This window comes from Exiguobacterium sp. UBA6282, assembly GCF_002440475.1.
In the GTDB taxonomy this organism is placed as follows: domain Bacteria; phylum Bacillota; class Bacilli; order Exiguobacteriales; family Exiguobacteriaceae; genus Exiguobacterium_A.
Genome location: NZ_DJUM01000053.1, coordinates 50,837 through 67,781, shown reverse-complemented (window position 1 = coordinate 67,781; position 16,945 = coordinate 50,837). Strand labels below are relative to the sequence as shown.

The following is a 16,945-nucleotide window of genomic DNA, read 5'->3' as shown; positions in this document are numbered from 1 at the left end:
AGCTCCTTTCGAATACGTGAGTTAATATGAGTGAGAGTAAATTTCGACGAGATTACCAAATGGATCCTCACAGTAGACTATCCGGTAAGGTTTGTCTCCTGGATAGTATTCGCAGATCGACATCCGTTGTTTACCGCCGTGAGGACGATTTGTTCGACGAACCCTTCGACATCTGGGCCTTGAACCGTATAATGCAAGATACCTGTTTCAGGAATTCGCAATTACTCTCGGATTGTTCATTGTTCGGGAATTCAAACAACTCGATGTCGATGCGATCATCTGACGCCATGTGGGCGATCCGGAACTTGTCCCATCATGTACCAAAGACGTCTGTGTACATGACACCGATGGTAGAATCATCTTCGAGGACATCAAATGGTTCCATGATAATATACCAGTCCTTCATCTCTTGATAAAAAACGAACAGCTTCGTCGAGATTCGGCACGGAAAGACCGATGTGCGAAAAATTATATGGATACGTCATGTCTAACACTCTTTTTGCAAAATGATTTAAGCATACTTTAACCTGCGCTACACTCCATTTCATAGTACGCACTTTGAAGTAACGACTTTGGGGGAGAGAACAACATGTCGACTGAACAATTTCCGGTCAATAGGGAGCTCGCCATCATCGGCGGAAAATGGCGTTCACAATTATATTGCACGTTAGAGAAAGATACGAAATATTTTTAAGTTACAACGTGCCATTCCCGGGATTTCTCGGAAAGTCTCGACTGATCAGTTGTAGGAACTTAAACGACTCAAAATAATTGAGCAGATTGAGTATGATGAAGCCGTTTTGCACGTCGAATACAAATTGACAGAGGCGTCATTTACACTACAACCGGTTATGAAAGGTTTATGTGCATGGGGGGAAGGGAATCAATTATCCGAATCCTAATCGAGAGGCAGTGAACTAGATGAAACTAACTTATCATGGACAGTCAACAGTAACGATTGAAACGAATGGTCACCATCTCGTCATCGATCCCTTCTTTAGTGGTAACGATAAAGCGACGACGAATCCCGATGACGTCAAGGCGGACTTCATTCTTTTGACGCATGCGCATGCCGATCATATGCTTGATGCAGAGCGGATCGCGAAAGCAACGGGGGCGACGATCATCGCTACGCATGAGTTGGCAACGTATTTAAGCTTCAAAGGATTGAATGTCCACCCGATGAACCTTGGCGGACAGTTTGAATTCTCGTTTGGTAAAGTAAAGATGACACAGGCATTCCATTCATCAAGCATCATCGATGAAGAGAAACAAACCATTACGTATATGGGGATGCCGGCTGGATTCTTGCTGACAATCGAAGGCAAAGAAATCTATCACGCAGGCGATACGGCACTGTTCGGGGATTTAGCCCTTTATGGCGCCCATCACGCAATCGATTTAGCCTTCTTACCGATCGGTGATAACTTCACGATGGGTCCGGATGATGCGTTGATCGCTGCAGATATGTTGCAAGCGAAAGCAGTCGTACCGATCCACTACGATACATTTGATTTAATCAAACAAGATGCGAACGCATTCTGTGAACAAATTGAAGCGCAAGGTCAAACTGGTCATTTACTCGCGATCGGCGAGTCACTCGAATTATAATCCGTTCTTAAGCAAAGGAGAGGAAACGTCAAGGTTCCTCTCCTTTTTGTCGATTATTCTTCTGGAATATCTGTAGTTCATCCGATTATGCTTCCTTCTTCCGCCCGATGGCGAAACGGTGAACTTCTTCTATGATAAGAAGGGGCTGTTGACAGCCGATTCAGATATTCGGAATAATGGTAGACATGAGATGGAGGGACTGACATGGAAGAGCATAACAGTAGGAGTGTGCGGAAACGAAAACAATCGTCGTTCACACGCTTAAAAAATAAACAAAAACAAAAGATGGATGCACGGTTGAACCGCATTGGAGAAAAAGGACCAGTGAAGCGACCGCTTTATTTATACGGTGGTGTCGTTCTCGGACTTGTCGTCATCTATTCGATTACATTGCTCGTCTCAACGGAATTGTTATCGCGCGGCGAAACATTCAAGACGACGAATCGCTATAAGTCTCTCGCCATCGAGGCGCCGCACGCAACGGTACAATTCGTTCGAAGCACAGACGGAAACGTCCAAATCAAACTCGTCGATAGTGCATCGAGTGGAAAACGACTGAAAATCAGTACATCGACGAATACGGTAACGGTGACAGGACGAGATGGTTGGCTGTCTCGACTCGGCAATCGTCCGAGCGAAAAAACAGCAGACTATACGATTCAAGTGGGACTACCGAGTTATATGAACCGTGTCGATGTCGATGCTGGAACACTTAAAGGAATGGGCATCTACGCAAAAACGATCGAGATGGACGGAGAAGCGATGAGTCTCGATAAAGTAAAAGGTGATGAGATTACACTGAATGCAACACGTGCGATTTCCATCAAAGAGATGGATGCCGTCCATGCGCAAGTGACAGGTGAAAGTGTTTCTCTTGCGGAATATGTGGCGAAGTTGAGTCTCGACGTCACAACGATTGACGGCGCGACGAAGCTAAAACCAAATAAATCAGCCGGTACGATTACGATTGACACAGGAGGCGATATTAAAGCCTCTGACCGATATACGAAACAAAAGAATAAGGATGAGACAATTTATGAACTGTCGAAACAAGAAAAACCGGAAGTGACAGTCAATAGTGAAGTCGGGCAGGTGACGCTCGAGTGAAATTAAAGTTTCGGATTGGACTACGAACGGTCAAGACCGGTATCGCGGTAGCTCTTGCGCTTAGTATCTCCTGGTATGTGTTCGATATTTATTCGGGAATGGGGGCTGTCGCAGCAATTGTTGCCATGCAACCGACGATTCATCGGTCGTTTAAAATCGTCTTCAACCGGATTTTCGGAACAGTACTTGGATTAATGTGTGGTCTTGCGATTGTTGCGACACTTGGGGCGAATCCGCTGACGATTGGACTCGCCGTAATTGTCTCGCTCGTCCTTAATTCGATGATTGGAAGAACGGATATGTCGACGTTCGCGGCCTTTGCCATCGTGTTGATGTTCGAGAGTCCGACCGCCGACTACGTCCACTATGCATTATCACGTTCGTTGTTGACTGTCGTCGGTGTGTTATCTGCTGTCCTCATCAATTACATCGTCTTCCCGCCACATTATGAGGATCGTTTACTCTTGCTTGTCAAAAAAACGACGCAACAGTTGATGGAAGATTGGCGGAGTCTTGTGCAAGATGATACGAGGCTGCTTGCCGTTCGGAAACAAATTCTCAAACATGAAGAAATGATGTTGATGCTTCAAGAAGATCAAAAATATCCATTGATGGCAAGCGGTCAAAGTGAAGCGTTCATCCGACTGAAGGAGCTTGTCGATCTTGAAGACAAGTTGCTCGTCTTGCTTGAAAGCATTGCCAGTCATCGGGATATCCCGATGACAGAAGAACAGGAAAAGACGCTCGGCCAGGAAATTGATTTCTTACTCAGCCATCATTACGATGTCATCTTCTCCCACGAACGAAAACAAGCGATGTTCTCATTCGATCAAGAATTAAGCGAGGCGAAGGATATCATCCATGGGCATTTGCTCGATTACCGGGAACAGTTAGAAAAAATGAAGTGAAGATGAAAAAGCGCTGTCTCTCCTAAGTGATATTTAGGAAAAACAGCGCTTTTTTGTGTAGCGTCATTGACGTAAGGATTGGACGACATCTGGATCAGGTGTGACGTAAAGTGTCGTTTGATCCGTATAGATGACGAAGCCGGGTTTTGCACCACTCGGTTTTTTGACATATCGTAACTCCGTAAAATCGACCGGGACTTGGCTCGATTCACGTGCTTTCGAGTAGTAGGCGGCAACAATCGCTGCTTCTTTTAACGTTGTCTCATCCGGTGCATCACTTTGAATGATGACGTGCGATCCTGGGATATCCTTCGTGTGTAACCACGTATCGGACCGACGTCCAAACTTGAACGTCGCGTAATCATTTTGTTTATTGTTCTTTCCGACGAAGAATGGAAGGCCGGTCGAAGAACGATATTCTTCGAGTTGTGGGAGTTGTGGTTTCTTTTTCTTCTTTTGTCGTTCGCGCAGATAACCTTCTTCGACGAGTTCCTCGCGCATTTCCCGGATATCTTCCGGGGATGCGACATCGAGTTGGGCAAGCAAACCTTCGAAGTACGCAATCTCGGCTTGGTTCTTCTCAAGCTGGCGCGCGACTTCGACTTTGGCGGTTTTTAATTTGTTATACCGTTTGTAATAACGCTGTGCGTTCTCGTTTGGCGAGAAGCGGGGATCAAGCGAGATCGTGATTTCAGCACCGTCTGGATCATAGTAATCGACGACGGTTGCTTCCTTCATCCCGCGTTCGAGCTGATAGAGATAAGTCGTCAGCAGTTCTCCTTTATGCTTCCATTCATCCATTCGTAACGTCGCTTCTAAATCTTTTTCGAGTTTTGAGCGCTTTAAGATATTCTTATCGTACTCACTCTTGATGAACCGTTCGAGATCGGCCGCTTGTTGTTTGACACGATCGCGGTTTGCTTTTTGATGGAAGAATGCGTCGAGGACTTGACCACTCGTCGCGAACGTCTTTTCGTCAATGATTGAACCTTCCGTTAAGCGGACCGGTGCAAAGCGTTCCTTGCCGCCTTCCATCCGTTGCAATACATAAGGACCGTTTAGTTCTTTTAAGACGTCCTGGAAAGCGGTAGCAAGATTCGTCCGGTTCGCAAGACCTGCCCGCGTGACGACTTCCTTAGCAATTTGTGGAGACAGACCACTGAAGAGACCAAGTAACTGGCGATCCAGTTTCCCAGCGTTCCAGTCGATTCGGTGGAGTGCCTTTTCGATATCTCCTGTGAGTGGATCCACTTTATCCTGTGCTGGTGGAAGTTGATAGGTCATCCCTGGCATGATCGTCCGGAATGTATTTTGACTGAGTGGTAAGTGTTTGATCGCATCGAGGATCTTATCTTGTCCATCGGTCAAAATGATGTTCGAGTGTCGTCCCATCAACTCGACATAGATTTTTTTCGCTTCCTCATCGCCAAGTTCGTTGCGGGAACGGACACGTAAGACAATGATCCGGTCGCGTTCGAGTTGTTCGATCGATTCGATGAATCCGCCTTCGACATGCTTGCGAAGCATCATACAGAAGAGTGGGGGTTCACTCGGGTTGCTGACCGCTTCCGACGTAATGTGCATCCGTGCATACATGGCATTCGCAGAGGCGAGCAACAATACGTTTTTTCGCTCGGCCCGGACCTGGAATACTAAATCCAATGTATATGGTTGGTATACCTTATTGATCCGTCCTCCGACGAGCGGTTGGAGTTCTTTGACGACGCGTGTCGTCATCAATCCGTCAAAAGCCATACGATTACCTTCTTTCTTGATTTCGTTCTCACTTTCTAAAGGTAACAGAAATGGCATCGTTATGGTATGATAAAGCAGTCGAGCTAAAAAAGATGACTTGCGAACTTCCTATCTCTACTGCTAATATGAAACAATGTGAAGTTTGTGAGATGGAGGGGTTTTGAAGTGATTTTCAAAGAGCGTGGCTTATTACTCGTATTATCTGGTCCAAGTGGTGTCGGAAAGGGAACGGTCTGTCGTGCCTTGCGCGAAGATCAGGATAACGATCTGCATTACTCGGTATCCTGTACGACGCGCCAACCGCGTGAAGGAGAAGTAGATGGTGTCCACTATTTCTTTAAATCGCGTGAAGAATTCGAAGAGATGATTGCGAACAATCAACTCTTGGAATATGCTGAATTCGTAGGGAACTACTATGGAACACCTGTCGAATGGGTGAACCAGATCCTAGATGAAGGAAAAGACGTCATTCTCGAAATCGAAGTTCAAGGGGCCATGCAGGTCAAAGAACATTTTCCGGAAGCTGTCTTCTTATTCCTTGCACCTCCAAGCCTCCAAGAATTACGGAACCGCCTCGTAGGGCGTGGAACGGAATCGGAGGAAGTCATTAAGCAACGTCTTCTCGTCGCTAAGGAAGAGATCGAGATGATGGATGCCTATGACTATGTCGTGACGAACGACGAAATTCATAAAGCCTGTGACCGGATCCAAGCGATCGTCACGGCGGAACATTGCAGTCGGGAACGTGTCGCGTCCCTATATAAAAAAGCCATGGAGGTTAAGTGATATGTTATATCCATCAGTTGATAAGCTTCAAAAGAAAGTACCGTCGAAATATACAATCGTTACAGTTGCCGCTAAGCGTGCGCGTCAAATCCAAGACGGGAAACGCGTGAAAGTCACGAACCCAAAATCGCATAAACCGGTCGGGAAAGCTTTAGAAGAGCTTTATTTCGAAGAAGTATCCGTCACGAACCAACCGCAAGACTAATTTTGAAGCAGCCACTTGTCATCGTGGCTGTTTTTTTCAATAAGGAGGACACCTACATGTTAACCAACCGAAACATTCTACTGTGTGTCGGCGGTGGAATCGCTTCCTACAAATCAGCAGCACTCGCTTCAAAGCTTGTTCAAGCAGGCGCACATGTTCAAGTCGCGATGACGCGTAATGCGCAACAATTCGTCGGTAAGACGACGTTTGAAGCACTGACGCGAAAAGCGGTCTATGATGACGTCTTCATCGAGCATGATCCGTCAAAGATCGCCCATATCGATTTAGCGGACGAAGCGGACCTGATCGTCGTCGCACCAGCGACCGCGAATTTGATTGCAAAACTCGCGCACGGGATCGCGGATGATTTCATCACGACGACGATCCTTGCAGCGACATGTCCCGTCATCGTCGCACCAGCGATGAATGTCAACATGCTCGAACATCCGGCGACAGTCCGCAACATCGAACAACTGAAGCAGGACGGTGTCCAGGTGATTGCACCGGGAGTCGGAAATCTCGCATGTGGTTGGGTCGGGAAAGGTCGTTTACCTGAACCGGAAGACTTAGTCGCAACACTCTCAACGTTCTTTGAAGAGAAGTATCTAGCCGGACGAAAAGTCTTGATCAGTGCGGGACCGACCGTGGAACGGATTGATCCGGTTCGTTACTTGACGAATGATTCTTCCGGAAAGACAGGAATTGCGCTAGCAGAGGCGGCAAGAGACGCAGGTGCCGATGTCACGCTCGTCCATGGACCACTTCGGATCGGATTACCGACCGGGATAGCGACGATTGCTGTTGAATCAGGAGAAGAGATGCTTGAAGCCATGTTACGTGATTATGAAACGCAAGACATCGTCATCATGTCCGCTGCTGTAGCTGACTATCGACCGTCTATCCAGTACGATCAGAAGCAGAAAAAAATCCACGGACCACTTCGAATTGAACTCGAAGAGACGACCGATATTCTGAAGACGCTTGGTGAGCAGAAACAACATCAGCTATTAGTCGGATTTGCGGCTGAGACGACGGATGTCGAGACGTTCGCTAAACAAAAACTCGTCCGAAAGAAAGCCGATTTCATTGTCGCGAATGATGTGTCACGATCTGATATCGGATTCGTCAGTGATGAAAATGAAGTCGTCGTTTTTGGAAAGAACGATTCCGTTACGCGATACGATCAACAATTGAAATCGACGCTCGCCAAATCGCTCATGCGCCAATTCGCGGAGGCATTGGCATGATAGCCGAAGTCATCGTTGACGTCGCAGCAGCAACGGTCGATCGTCCGTTCGATTATGCCGTTCCAGAACTCTGGCAAGAGCTGATCGTTCCCGGTATGCGCGTCGAAGTACCATTTGGTCCACGGGCGTTGCTTGGAATCGTCGTCGGAACGAAAGCAACGTCTGATCTGACGAACGTCAAATCGATCGTCCGTGTCTTAGATGAGACCCCGACCTATACACAGGAATTACTCGAGTTATCGGCGTATCTATCGGAAACGACTTTGTGTTTTCAAGCGACGGCATTGCTTGCGATGCTGCCGGCTGCCTTAAAGGTGAGTTATGATAAACTGGTCATAGTCGAGTCGGGCCCACTTCGGGCATATCATGGCAAGAAAATGAGTCAATTGCCAACGGAAGTCCAACAAATCGTCTTAACAGCGGCGAAACAAGCTGACGTGACGCTTCAACCGGTCATTCGCGAGAAAAAGACGTCAAAGACGGATAAACGGATTCGTCTTCTAGAGGAGCAAGCAACTTTTACGAAACAAGCGAGCCAACAAGCGGCACTTTACTCGTATATTCAAGAATTTCCGGATGCGCTTTGGAGTGAAGTCAAGCAGGCAACGGGCGCAACGAGCGCGACGTTGAACGCCCTCGAGAAAAAGAGCATCATTCAAGTCGAGACGATCGATGTTCGGCGAAATCCTTATGAACATCTCGTTCAAGACATCTTTGTGCCGTCCTCTTTGACGGAAAAGCAACAGGAAGCTGTCTCGGCGATTACGGCTGAAGCTGAGACCGGAACGTTTTTGTTACATGGCGTAACAGGAAGCGGTAAGACGGAAGTGTATCTTGAATCGATTCATGCACAACTTGAACGCGGTAGACAAGCGATCTTGCTCGTCCCAGAAATCAGTCTGACGCCGATGATGGTCAAACGGTTTAAACGCCGTTTCGGAGAACGGGTCGCTGTCTTGCATAGCGGTCTATCGCTCGGAGAAAAGTATGATGAGTGGCGCAAAATCGCCCAAGGCGAGGTCGATGTCGTCGTCGGTGCACGGTCTGCTGTGTTTGCGCCGCTGACGAACATCGGAATCATCATTCTCGATGAAGAACATGAAACAACTTATAAGCAGGAAGAGAATCCGCGCTATCATACGCGCGACGTCGCAAAATGGCGGGCAGCCTATCATCGTTGTCCCGTCGTGCTCGGAAGTGCAACACCGTTACTCGAGACGTATGCACGGGCACAAAAAGGGGTTTATCGTTACTTACCGCTTCGTGAACGATTCGGTGGGGAACTGCCTCCAGTCGACATCGTTGATATGCGTAAGGAACTCGAACGGGGCAATCGTACGCCGTTCAGCCTCGCGCTAGTCGAAGGCATCAAAGAACGCATCGAACGTGGGGAACAAACCGTCTTACTCCTGAACCGTCGCGGATATACGACCTTCGTCTTATGTCGGGATTGCGGGGAGACGCTACAATGTCCGCATTGTGCCGTGAATTTAACCTATCACCAACATGAAGATCGCTTGAAATGCCACTACTGTGGGTTTGAAGCCGCAATGCCGAAAACTTGTCCGTCCTGTGAATCGACGAAAATTCGTCAGTTCGGAACGGGTACGCAAAAGATTGAGGAAGAATTGGCACACTTGATTCCGGAGGCGCGAATCATCCGGATGGATCAGGATACGACGTCGCGTAAAGGTGCGCATGAGAAATTACTCGATGCCTTTGAACGCAAGGAAGGAAACATTCTGCTCGGAACACAGATGATCGCAAAAGGTCTCGACTTTCCGAACGTTACACTCGTCGGAGTGATTGCTGCCGATGCGACGCTTGGTATTCCGGATTTTCGAGCAAGTGAGCGCACGTTTCAGTTGATCACCCAAGTGTCGGGTCGTGCCGGACGGGGTCAACTCGCTGGTCAGTCAATTATCCAGACCTACAACCCGGAGCATTACGTCATTCAAACGGCCAAACAGCATGATTTCGAAACGTTTTATAAGCGAGAGATGCAATTGCGAAAGCTCGGTGGGCATCCACCATTTTGGTTCCTTGGTCTGATTACAGTTTCAGCAGCGCATCCGCTCGAAGCACAAGCAGAAGCGCAGCAAATCGCTTCCGAGCTTCGTGCCTTTGAATCTGAGGATTTAGTCGTCAATGGACCGTTTGATGCACCACTCGCTCGACTCAAAAATATGTTTNNTAATTAAACATAAAGGACAGGAGGATGTCCGGACACATCTCCGTGATATCTTATCCCGTCGTCAAAAATCAAAAACACAAGTCGCGATTGACTTGAATCCATTTGTATTCATGTGAGGTGTCTGTATGTATAAAGTAGTAGAAGTACCAAATGATGTATTACGACAGGTGTGTGAACCTGTCACGAAGTTTGATAAAAAACTCGGTAAAATGATCGACCGGATGTTCGATACGATGTACGAATATGACGGGGTTGGTTTAGCCGCACCGCAAATCAACCAGCCGATTCGTGTAGCCGTCGTTCATACCGATGATGAGACGGGACCAATCGAGCTGATCAACCCGGAAATCATCGAAGCGGACGGTTCGCAAATCGATGATGAAGGATGTCTCAGTATGCCGGGCATCTTCGGACCGGTTGAACGGTTCGACCGAATCGTCGTCAAGTCTCAAGATCGTCTCGGGCGGACGGTTAAAATCAAAGCAAACGGTTTTTTTGCACGTGCCATCCAACACGAGATGGATCATTTAGATGGTGTCCTGTTCACGGATAAACTCGTCGAGCAAGAAAAACCGCGCGTCGTTTTCATGGGTACGCCTGAGTTTGCAGCAGGAACGCTGCGTGAAGTCATCGATGCTGGGTATGACGTCGTCGGTGTCGTCTCACAACCAGATAAACCAGTCGGACGAAAACGGGAAGTCAAACCGACGCCTGTAAAACTCGTCGCGATGGAACACGACATTCCTGTGTTGCAACCGAAACGAATTCGAGAGGATTATCAAGATGTTCTCGATTTAAAACCAGATCTCATTATCACGGCAGCTTACGGTCAGATCGTCCCGACCGCTATTCTCGAAGCACCACGTTTTGGGGCGATCAACGTCCATGCGTCACTCTTACCGAAATATCGTGGCGGTGCACCGATTCATCAAGCGATCATCGATGGAGAAAAAGAGACAGGTGTGACGATCATGTATATGGTCGATCGGCTAGACGCAGGTGATATGTTGTCAAAAATCATCGTTCCAATCGAAGAGAACGATACAGCCGGTTCGATGTTTGAGAAGTTAGCGGACGCAGGAGCGCGCCTGTTACTTGAAACGTTACCACGTCTGTTAGCAGGTGAATTGACACCGGAAGCACAAGTCGAGGAAGAAGCGACATTTGCGCCGAACATTTCACGTGAGCGGGAACGACTTGATTTTACGCTACCGGGTGAGACACTCTACGATCAAATTCGTGGGATGAATCCATTCCCGAGTACGTATACGATGCTTGGGAACGATCGCTTAAAAGTCTTTTTCGCAACGAAAGTCTCAGGAACGGGACGACCGGGTGAAATCATCGCATTAGAAGCGGATGGTCCCGTCATCGCGACAGGTTCCGAAACAGCGTTGAAGCTGATCGACTTACAGCCGTCCGGCAAAAAACGGATGGATGGTGCCACGTTCATGCGCGGGATTGGTCAATCGCTTGAACTCGGACAACAAGTAGGTGAGAACGCATGAATGTACGCGACGCAGCAGTAACGACACTGATGAAAATCGGACAAGGTGGCGCCTTCTCAACAATTACGGTCCACCAAATGCTTGAAAAACGCGCCATCTCGGCGTCAGATGTCGGCTTGTTCACGGAACTCGTTTACGGGACGCTCAGTCGTGAATTGACGCTTGATTATATTTTAGAACCATATTTAGCGAAACAGAAAAAACTTGATCCATTCATGCGCCCATTGTTAAGAATGAGTGTCTATCAGTTGTTTTATCTCGATCGTGTACCGGATCATGCCGTCATTCATGAAGCCGTTGAAATTGCTAAAAAACGTGGGAAAGTCCATGTCTCGAAAGTTGTCAACGGAGTGCTACGGAATGTATTACGGGCGGGAATGCCTCATTTCGCTGAGATTGAGCCTGCTGCAAAACGAATCAGCATTGAAACGAGTCACCCGCAGTGGCTCGTCGAACGCTGGATCGAACTGTTTGGTCCGGAAGAAACGCTTCAGATCTGTCAATTAAATAACACACCGGCACCGGTCACGGTCCGCATCAATCGCACGAAAACGACGCGGGAGGAAGCAATCGAGCTTCTACTCGATCAAGGTGTGACGGCAAAACCATCTACGGTCGCGCCGGACGGTCTCGAAATCGAACGAGGAAGCGTCCAAAAAACTGATCTGATTGACCGTGGGTATCTTTCTCTTCAGGATGAGAGCTCAATGCTCGTCGCCCGTGCGCTTGGTGCAGAAGCATCCGATCATGTACTCGACAGCTGTGCCGCACCTGGTGGGAAAGCGATGCATATTGCTGAAGGTTTGACGACGGGTACACTACAGGCACTTGATCTTCATCCACATAAGATTAAATTGATTGAACAGCAAGCGACACGATTAGGTCTTACGACTGTTCGAGCAGAAGCGTTAGATGCCCGTAAAGCAGGGGAACGCTTCGAAAGCGAATCCTTTGACCGGATTCTTGTCGATGCACCTTGTTCAGGACTTGGTGTCATTCGGAGAAAACCGGATATCAAATGGACGAAACGTCCAGAACAACTCGAGCAACTCCCAAAAATTCAACGAGACATCTTGACATCTGTCTTACCACTCGTTAAAAAAGGTGGAATCTTCGTCTATTCGACTTGTACGATTGATCCGACCGAAAACGAGGAGCAGACAGCGTTCATTCTCGATCAGGGTTTTGACTTTGATGCATCTTTCGCGGAACGCATGCCAGAATCCGTGCGACATCTGATTGGGAATCGAGCAGAACTCAAGTTGTTACCGACGACAGTCGGAACGGATGGCTTCTACATTGCCGCGTTTAAGAAACGAGAAGATTGATACGAACGGAGGACTGTCATGGAGTTAGCTCACCTTTCGACCACTGGGAAAGTCAGGACTAAAAATGAGGATACGGTATTACTCATCGGGAACGCTGAACGTGGTCTTGCTGTCGTTGCGGATGGTATGGGAGGTCACGCTGCTGGCGATATCGCAAGTGCGATCGTTCGCGAGGTATTTGAAGCATCCTTTTCCCTCATGCCAAATCGCCCGATGGAATTGTCCGAATGGATAGAACAACGTGTAGCCGAAGCGAATGCCCGGATTCTTCAGTTTTCAAAAGAAGAACAACTTGCGATCGTCGGAACGACCATTGCCTGTGTGTGCTGGGTCGAGGATTTGCTCGTCATCGGTCATGTTGGAGACAGTAGGGTCTATGCTCTTGAAGGTACGGCGTTAAAACAATTGACGGATGATCATTCTTACGTCAACATGTTACGACAAATGGGAGAGCTTTCGGACGAGGAAGTCGAAAATCATCCACGTAAAAATGTCATCACACGATCGGTCGGCTCGAACGAAACGGTCGAAGTCGACATTCAAGTAAGAGATGCTCCAGACTATGACCTCGTCCTTGTGTGTAGCGACGGGTTGACCGATGAAGTGCCAGATGATGTCATTGAACAAATCATCTTACGGGATGATCCGCTTGATGAGATCGTCGGACAATTGGTGAAAGAAGCGAATGCTCGAGGAGGCGCGGATAATATTACGATTGCCGCCATCCGGTTCAAAGAAAGAAAGAGGGTCTGAATATGCGATACGGAGATCGATTAAATGACCGCTACCGCATAGAACGGCTAGTTGGAAGTGGCGGGATGGCGAATGTCTATCAAGCCTATGATGAGATTTTAAAGCGTCATGTTGCCATTAAGATTTTACGGACTGAATTTTCGCATGACGAACAGTTCATTCGTCGATTCGAACGTGAAGCGCATGCTGCTACCAGCTTGAATCATCCAAACATCGTTGCCGTCTATGATGTAGGCGAAGAAGATGCCATCTATTACATCGTCATGGAGTATATCGATGGTATGACATTAAAGACATTTTGTGAAAATCAAGCATTACCTGTGCCGCAGGCCGTCGATATCATCGCTCAAATTTGTGATGCGATCGATCATGCCCATGCACACCGAATCATCCATCGCGATATCAAACCGCAAAACATGTTGATTCGAGAGGATGGTACCGTCAAAGTAACGGATTTCGGAATCGCTGTGGCGATGTCGAATGCGACGTTGACGCATACGATGTCTGTCCTTGGGTCCGTGCNNCTTCTCGCCAGAACAAGCAAAAGGTAAATTTGCCGATGAGAAGTCGGATATCTATTCGCTTGGTGCTGTCTTATACGAACTTGTGACAGGACAAGTCCCGTTCGAGGGTGATTCACCGGTTGCGATCGCTTTGAAGCATCTGCAAGATACACCGCGTCGTCCATCCGTCTTGAATCCGAAAGTGCCACAAGCGCTTGAGAACTGTATCATGCAGGCGCTCGCAAAAGCACCGCATGACCGTCAGCAGTCCGTCGCAGCCTTTAAGGCAGATATGGTGACGGCGTTGTCTGACGAACGAGCAAGTGAAGGCATCCGAGGTGCAGAAGAGGATGAGATGGAAAAGACGATGGTCTTATCACCTGTACAAGTGCCAGAAGAATCAAAAGCGGAACCGGACACACCTGTCGTCACGACCGTTCAACCGAAACCGTCAGAAAAGAAAAAGAAAAAACGCTGGTGGGTCATCCTATTATTACTTGTATTACTCGGTGGAGCGGCTACGACGTTTGCGATGTGGCCGGATCCTACCGTTACGGTACCGTCCGTCGTCAAAACGGATGGAGATGAAGCGGAAACGAAGCTTGAGAAACTTGGATTCGTCGTTGAGACGACAGAACGAAACAGTGATACGGTCGATGAGGGAGACGTCATCAGTCAGACACCGCGTGAAAACGCGCAGGTGAAAAAGGGCTCGACAGTCAACTTGGTCGTCTCTACCGGAAGTGCTCCGGTCGAAGTACCGGATGTGACAGATGACGCTGAAAAAGAGGCGATTGAGACGCTAAAAGAGGCTGGATTCGCTAAAGTCGAGGTCGAACGTGAAAAGTCGGATGAAATCGAGCGAGGTAATGTGATCCGGCAATCGATCTCGGCTGGTACGGAGGTCATCGCGAAAGAACAAACGATTACGATCACCGTCTCGGAAGGAACATCTTCTTTCGAGTTGAAGGATTTGACGAACTTATCGAGTGACGAAGCAAAAGCCTACCTGGACGAAAAAGGGCTCGATGGAACGTTCGAGCAAGAATTTTCTAGCGACGTGAAACTCGATCAAGTTATCCGTCAATTCCCACAAGCAGGGACTCAAGTCGAACCGAACGACTCCGTGACGGTCTTCATCTCAAAAGGTGAGGAAGAAAAAACGTTGACAGCGACGTTCCCTGAAAAGGTCGTCTATGACGCGGTCAGCGAGAACGAGGACGAGGAACCACCGAAACAAGTCATCCGGATTGAGACGGAAGATGCGAAAGGGAAGCGGACCGTCATCGAGGAATCAATTGACCAAGATGAGACATTCGACGTGCCGGTGACGATTGATCCGGGAGAAGAAGGCAAGATTACGATTTATAAAGACGATACAGTGTATCGTTCAAAAACCATCACGTACAATCAAGCAAAAGACGCACAGTGAATGTGATGAAAAAGGAGTGCATAGGATGACGGAACAACGCATCGAAGAGAATCGAGAAGGAACGATCATACGCCTGCAGGGTGGCTTTTATGATGTCATGACACCAGAAGGAGAGGTCCGTTCACGGGCAAGAGGGAATTTCCGAAAACGCGGCATCAGTCCAGTCGTTGGAGACGAAGTCGTGCTTCATATCGAAAGTGAGACCGGGTATATTCTCGAAGTGAAGGAGCGGGACAACTTTTTAGTACGCCCGCCTGTCGCGAATATCGATCAAGCGTTGCTTGTCGTCTCGGCTGCAGAACCTGATTTTTCAGCGCACTTGCTCGATCGTTTCCTCGTCTTGATCGAAGCGAAGGAAATCCAACCCGTCATCCTGTTAACGAAGATGGACTTGCTTGATGATGTCAAAGGTCCTGCAGTTAGAGAGGCAATTGCCGCTTACCGGAAGATTGGTTATACGGTCATCGAGACATCAAGTGAGACATTGACAGGTGTTGAACAAGTCCGTCCGTTACTGGCCGGGAAAACGAGCGTTCTTGCCGGACAATCCGGTGTCGGGAAAAGTTCATTGCTCAATGCACTGGAGCCCTCTCTTGATTTAGAAACAAGTGCCATCTCGAAATCACTCGGACGCGGACGTCATACGACGCGCCACGTCACATTAATGCCGCTTGCCGAAGGATTGATTGCCGATACGCCAGGTTTCTCGAACCTCGATTTTCCGTATGATATGGAAATCGAGGATGTACGGTGGAGTTTCCCTGAATTCGTGGCTGTACAAGATGATTGCAAATACCGAGGTTGCTTGCATTTGAATGAACCCGGTTGTGCCGTCAAGGAAGCCGTCGAAGCCCAAGAAATCATGTCCTCTCGTTATGAGAACTATGGTATGTTTATAGACGAAATCAAGAATCGAGCCCGGAGGTATTGAAGATGATTAAAATTGCACCATCTATCTTATCAGCAGATTTTGCGAATCTCGAACGCGATGTTAAAGCAGTCGAAGCAGCAGGCGCGGACTATATCCATTTTGATGTCATGGACGGTCAGTTCGTACCGAACATCTCATTTGGATTACCTGTGCTTAGCAGCTTACGTCAAAAGACGGATATGATTCTCGATGTCCATTTGATGATCGACCAGCCAGAACGTTTCGTCGAGGATTTCGTCAAAGCAGGGGCGGACATCGTGACGTTCCACGTCGAAGCGACGAATCATGTCCATCGTGTCTTGCAACAAATCAAAGCAGCGGGCGCAAAGGCAGGAGTCGTCTTGAATCCCCATACGCCATTATCAACGATTGAACACGTCCTTGAGGATGTCGATATGGTCTTATTGATGACGGTCAATCCGGGCTTCGGTGGACAAGCCTTCATCGAGCGTGTCATGCCAAAACTCGCATCACTTGCGCAAATGAAAGCAGATCGCGGTCTGACATTTGAAATCGAGATTGACGGTGGCGTCAATCCGGAAACGGCAAAGCTTTGCATCGATAACGGTGCGAACGTTCTCGTCGCAGGATCAGCAATCTACAATGCACCAGATTATGCGGAAGCGATTACTAGCATTCGTCAAGGGGCTGCCGTATAATAAGAACGAGAAAACGAA

Annotated in this window: 15 protein-coding genes and 3 pseudogenes; 16 read left to right on the top strand and 2 right to left on the bottom strand. The window is 48.1% G+C overall.

Features of this window, described 5'->3' with window-relative positions; translation table 11 throughout:
- Positions 1-21: 21 nt before the first annotated feature.
- Positions 22-485 (bottom strand): annotated as a pseudogene (locus B2751_RS13455) (VOC family protein).
- 315 nt (positions 486-800) lie between these two features.
- Here B2751_RS13455 and B2751_RS13450 point away from each other — a divergent pair.
- From B2751_RS13450 to B2751_RS13435, 4 genes are all read left to right on the top strand, one after another.
- A complete protein-coding gene (locus tag B2751_RS13450; protein ID WP_231496886.1) occupies positions 801-902 on the top strand; it encodes a winged helix-turn-helix transcriptional regulator in 102 nt (33 codons plus the stop codon).
- A gap of 19 nt (positions 903-921) precedes the next feature.
- Entirely contained in the window at positions 922-1,611 is a 690-nt protein-coding gene (locus B2751_RS13445; protein WP_290775270.1) for a metal-dependent hydrolase, read from the top strand.
- Between the two features lie 204 nt (positions 1,612-1,815).
- Positions 1,816-2,718 carry a DUF4097 family beta strand repeat-containing protein gene (locus B2751_RS13440; protein WP_035406868.1) on the top strand — a complete coding sequence of 301 codons (903 nt, stop codon included), beginning with the start codon at positions 1,816-1,818 and terminating at the stop codon, positions 2,716-2,718.
- Positions 2,715-3,626, top strand: coding sequence for an FUSC family protein (locus tag B2751_RS13435; RefSeq protein WP_035406871.1), 912 nt, complete (start codon positions 2,715-2,717; stop codon positions 3,624-3,626). The genes B2751_RS13440 and B2751_RS13435 overlap by 4 nt, the downstream gene beginning before the upstream one ends.
- A 63-nt stretch (positions 3,627-3,689) precedes the next feature.
- Here B2751_RS13435 and B2751_RS13430 read toward each other — a convergent pair whose 3' ends face one another.
- Positions 3,690-5,381: an Rqc2 family fibronectin-binding protein gene (locus B2751_RS13430; RefSeq protein ID WP_035406875.1), complete on the bottom strand. Its 1,692-nt coding sequence runs from the start codon at positions 5,379-5,381 to the stop codon at positions 3,690-3,692.
- 168 nt (positions 5,382-5,549) lie between these two features.
- Between B2751_RS13430 and gmk the strand changes: the two genes are divergently transcribed.
- The 12 genes and pseudogenes from gmk (at position 5,550) to rpe (ending at position 16,927) form a co-directional block, all read left to right on the top strand.
- Positions 5,550-6,167 carry a guanylate kinase gene (gene gmk / locus B2751_RS13425; protein WP_174316772.1) on the top strand — a complete coding sequence of 206 codons (618 nt, stop codon included), beginning with the start codon at positions 5,550-5,552 and terminating at the stop codon, positions 6,165-6,167.
- A 1-nt stretch (position 6,168) separates the two neighbouring features.
- Positions 6,169-6,372, top strand: a complete 204-nt coding sequence (gene rpoZ / locus B2751_RS13420) for a DNA-directed RNA polymerase subunit omega (RefSeq protein ID WP_029342114.1) — start codon at positions 6,169-6,171, stop codon at positions 6,370-6,372.
- A 56-nt stretch (positions 6,373-6,428) separates the two neighbouring features.
- Positions 6,429-7,619, top strand: a complete 1,191-nt coding sequence (coaBC, locus tag B2751_RS13415) for a bifunctional phosphopantothenoylcysteine decarboxylase/phosphopantothenate--cysteine ligase CoaBC (RefSeq protein WP_035406877.1) — start codon at positions 6,429-6,431, stop codon at positions 7,617-7,619.
- A pseudogene (gene priA / locus B2751_RS13410) lies at positions 7,616-9,929 on the top strand (primosomal protein N'). Before coaBC ends, priA begins: the two are co-directional and overlap by 4 nt.
- A 9-nt stretch (positions 9,930-9,938) precedes the next feature.
- Positions 9,939-10,376, top strand: a pseudogene (gene def, locus B2751_RS13405) (peptide deformylase); the annotation flags it as partial.
- A 24-nt stretch (positions 10,377-10,400) separates the two neighbouring features.
- The gene (gene fmt / locus B2751_RS13400; protein WP_035409509.1) at positions 10,401-11,321 is read left to right on the top strand and encodes a methionyl-tRNA formyltransferase; all 921 of its coding nucleotides are present in this window, start codon (positions 10,401-10,403) and stop codon (positions 11,319-11,321) included.
- Entirely contained in the window at positions 11,318-12,649 is a 1,332-nt protein-coding gene (gene rsmB, locus B2751_RS13395) for a 16S rRNA (cytosine(967)-C(5))-methyltransferase RsmB (RefSeq protein WP_035406883.1), read from the top strand. The genes fmt and rsmB overlap by 4 nt, the downstream gene beginning before the upstream one ends.
- Positions 12,650-12,667: 18 nt before the next feature.
- On the top strand, positions 12,668-13,402 hold the full coding sequence (locus tag B2751_RS13390; protein ID WP_290751472.1) for a Stp1/IreP family PP2C-type Ser/Thr phosphatase: 735 nt from the start codon (positions 12,668-12,670) through the stop codon (positions 13,400-13,402).
- A gap of 2 nt (positions 13,403-13,404) precedes the next feature.
- Entirely contained in the window at positions 13,405-13,953 is a 549-nt protein-coding gene (locus tag B2751_RS13385) for a protein kinase domain-containing protein (RefSeq protein WP_290775265.1), read from the top strand.
- The gene (locus B2751_RS13380; RefSeq protein WP_290775263.1) at positions 13,913-15,337 is read left to right on the top strand and encodes a PASTA domain-containing protein; all 1,425 of its coding nucleotides are present in this window, start codon (positions 13,913-13,915) and stop codon (positions 15,335-15,337) included. The genes B2751_RS13385 and B2751_RS13380 overlap by 41 nt, the downstream gene beginning before the upstream one ends.
- A gap of 25 nt (positions 15,338-15,362) precedes the next feature.
- Positions 15,363-16,268: a ribosome small subunit-dependent GTPase A gene (gene rsgA, locus B2751_RS13375; RefSeq protein WP_290751467.1), complete on the top strand. Its 906-nt coding sequence runs from the start codon at positions 15,363-15,365 to the stop codon at positions 16,266-16,268.
- Between the two features lie 2 nt (positions 16,269-16,270).
- On the top strand, positions 16,271-16,927 hold the full coding sequence (gene rpe, locus B2751_RS13370) for a ribulose-phosphate 3-epimerase (protein WP_290751464.1): 657 nt from the start codon (positions 16,271-16,273) through the stop codon (positions 16,925-16,927).
- The last annotated feature ends 18 nt before the right edge of the window (positions 16,928-16,945 follow it).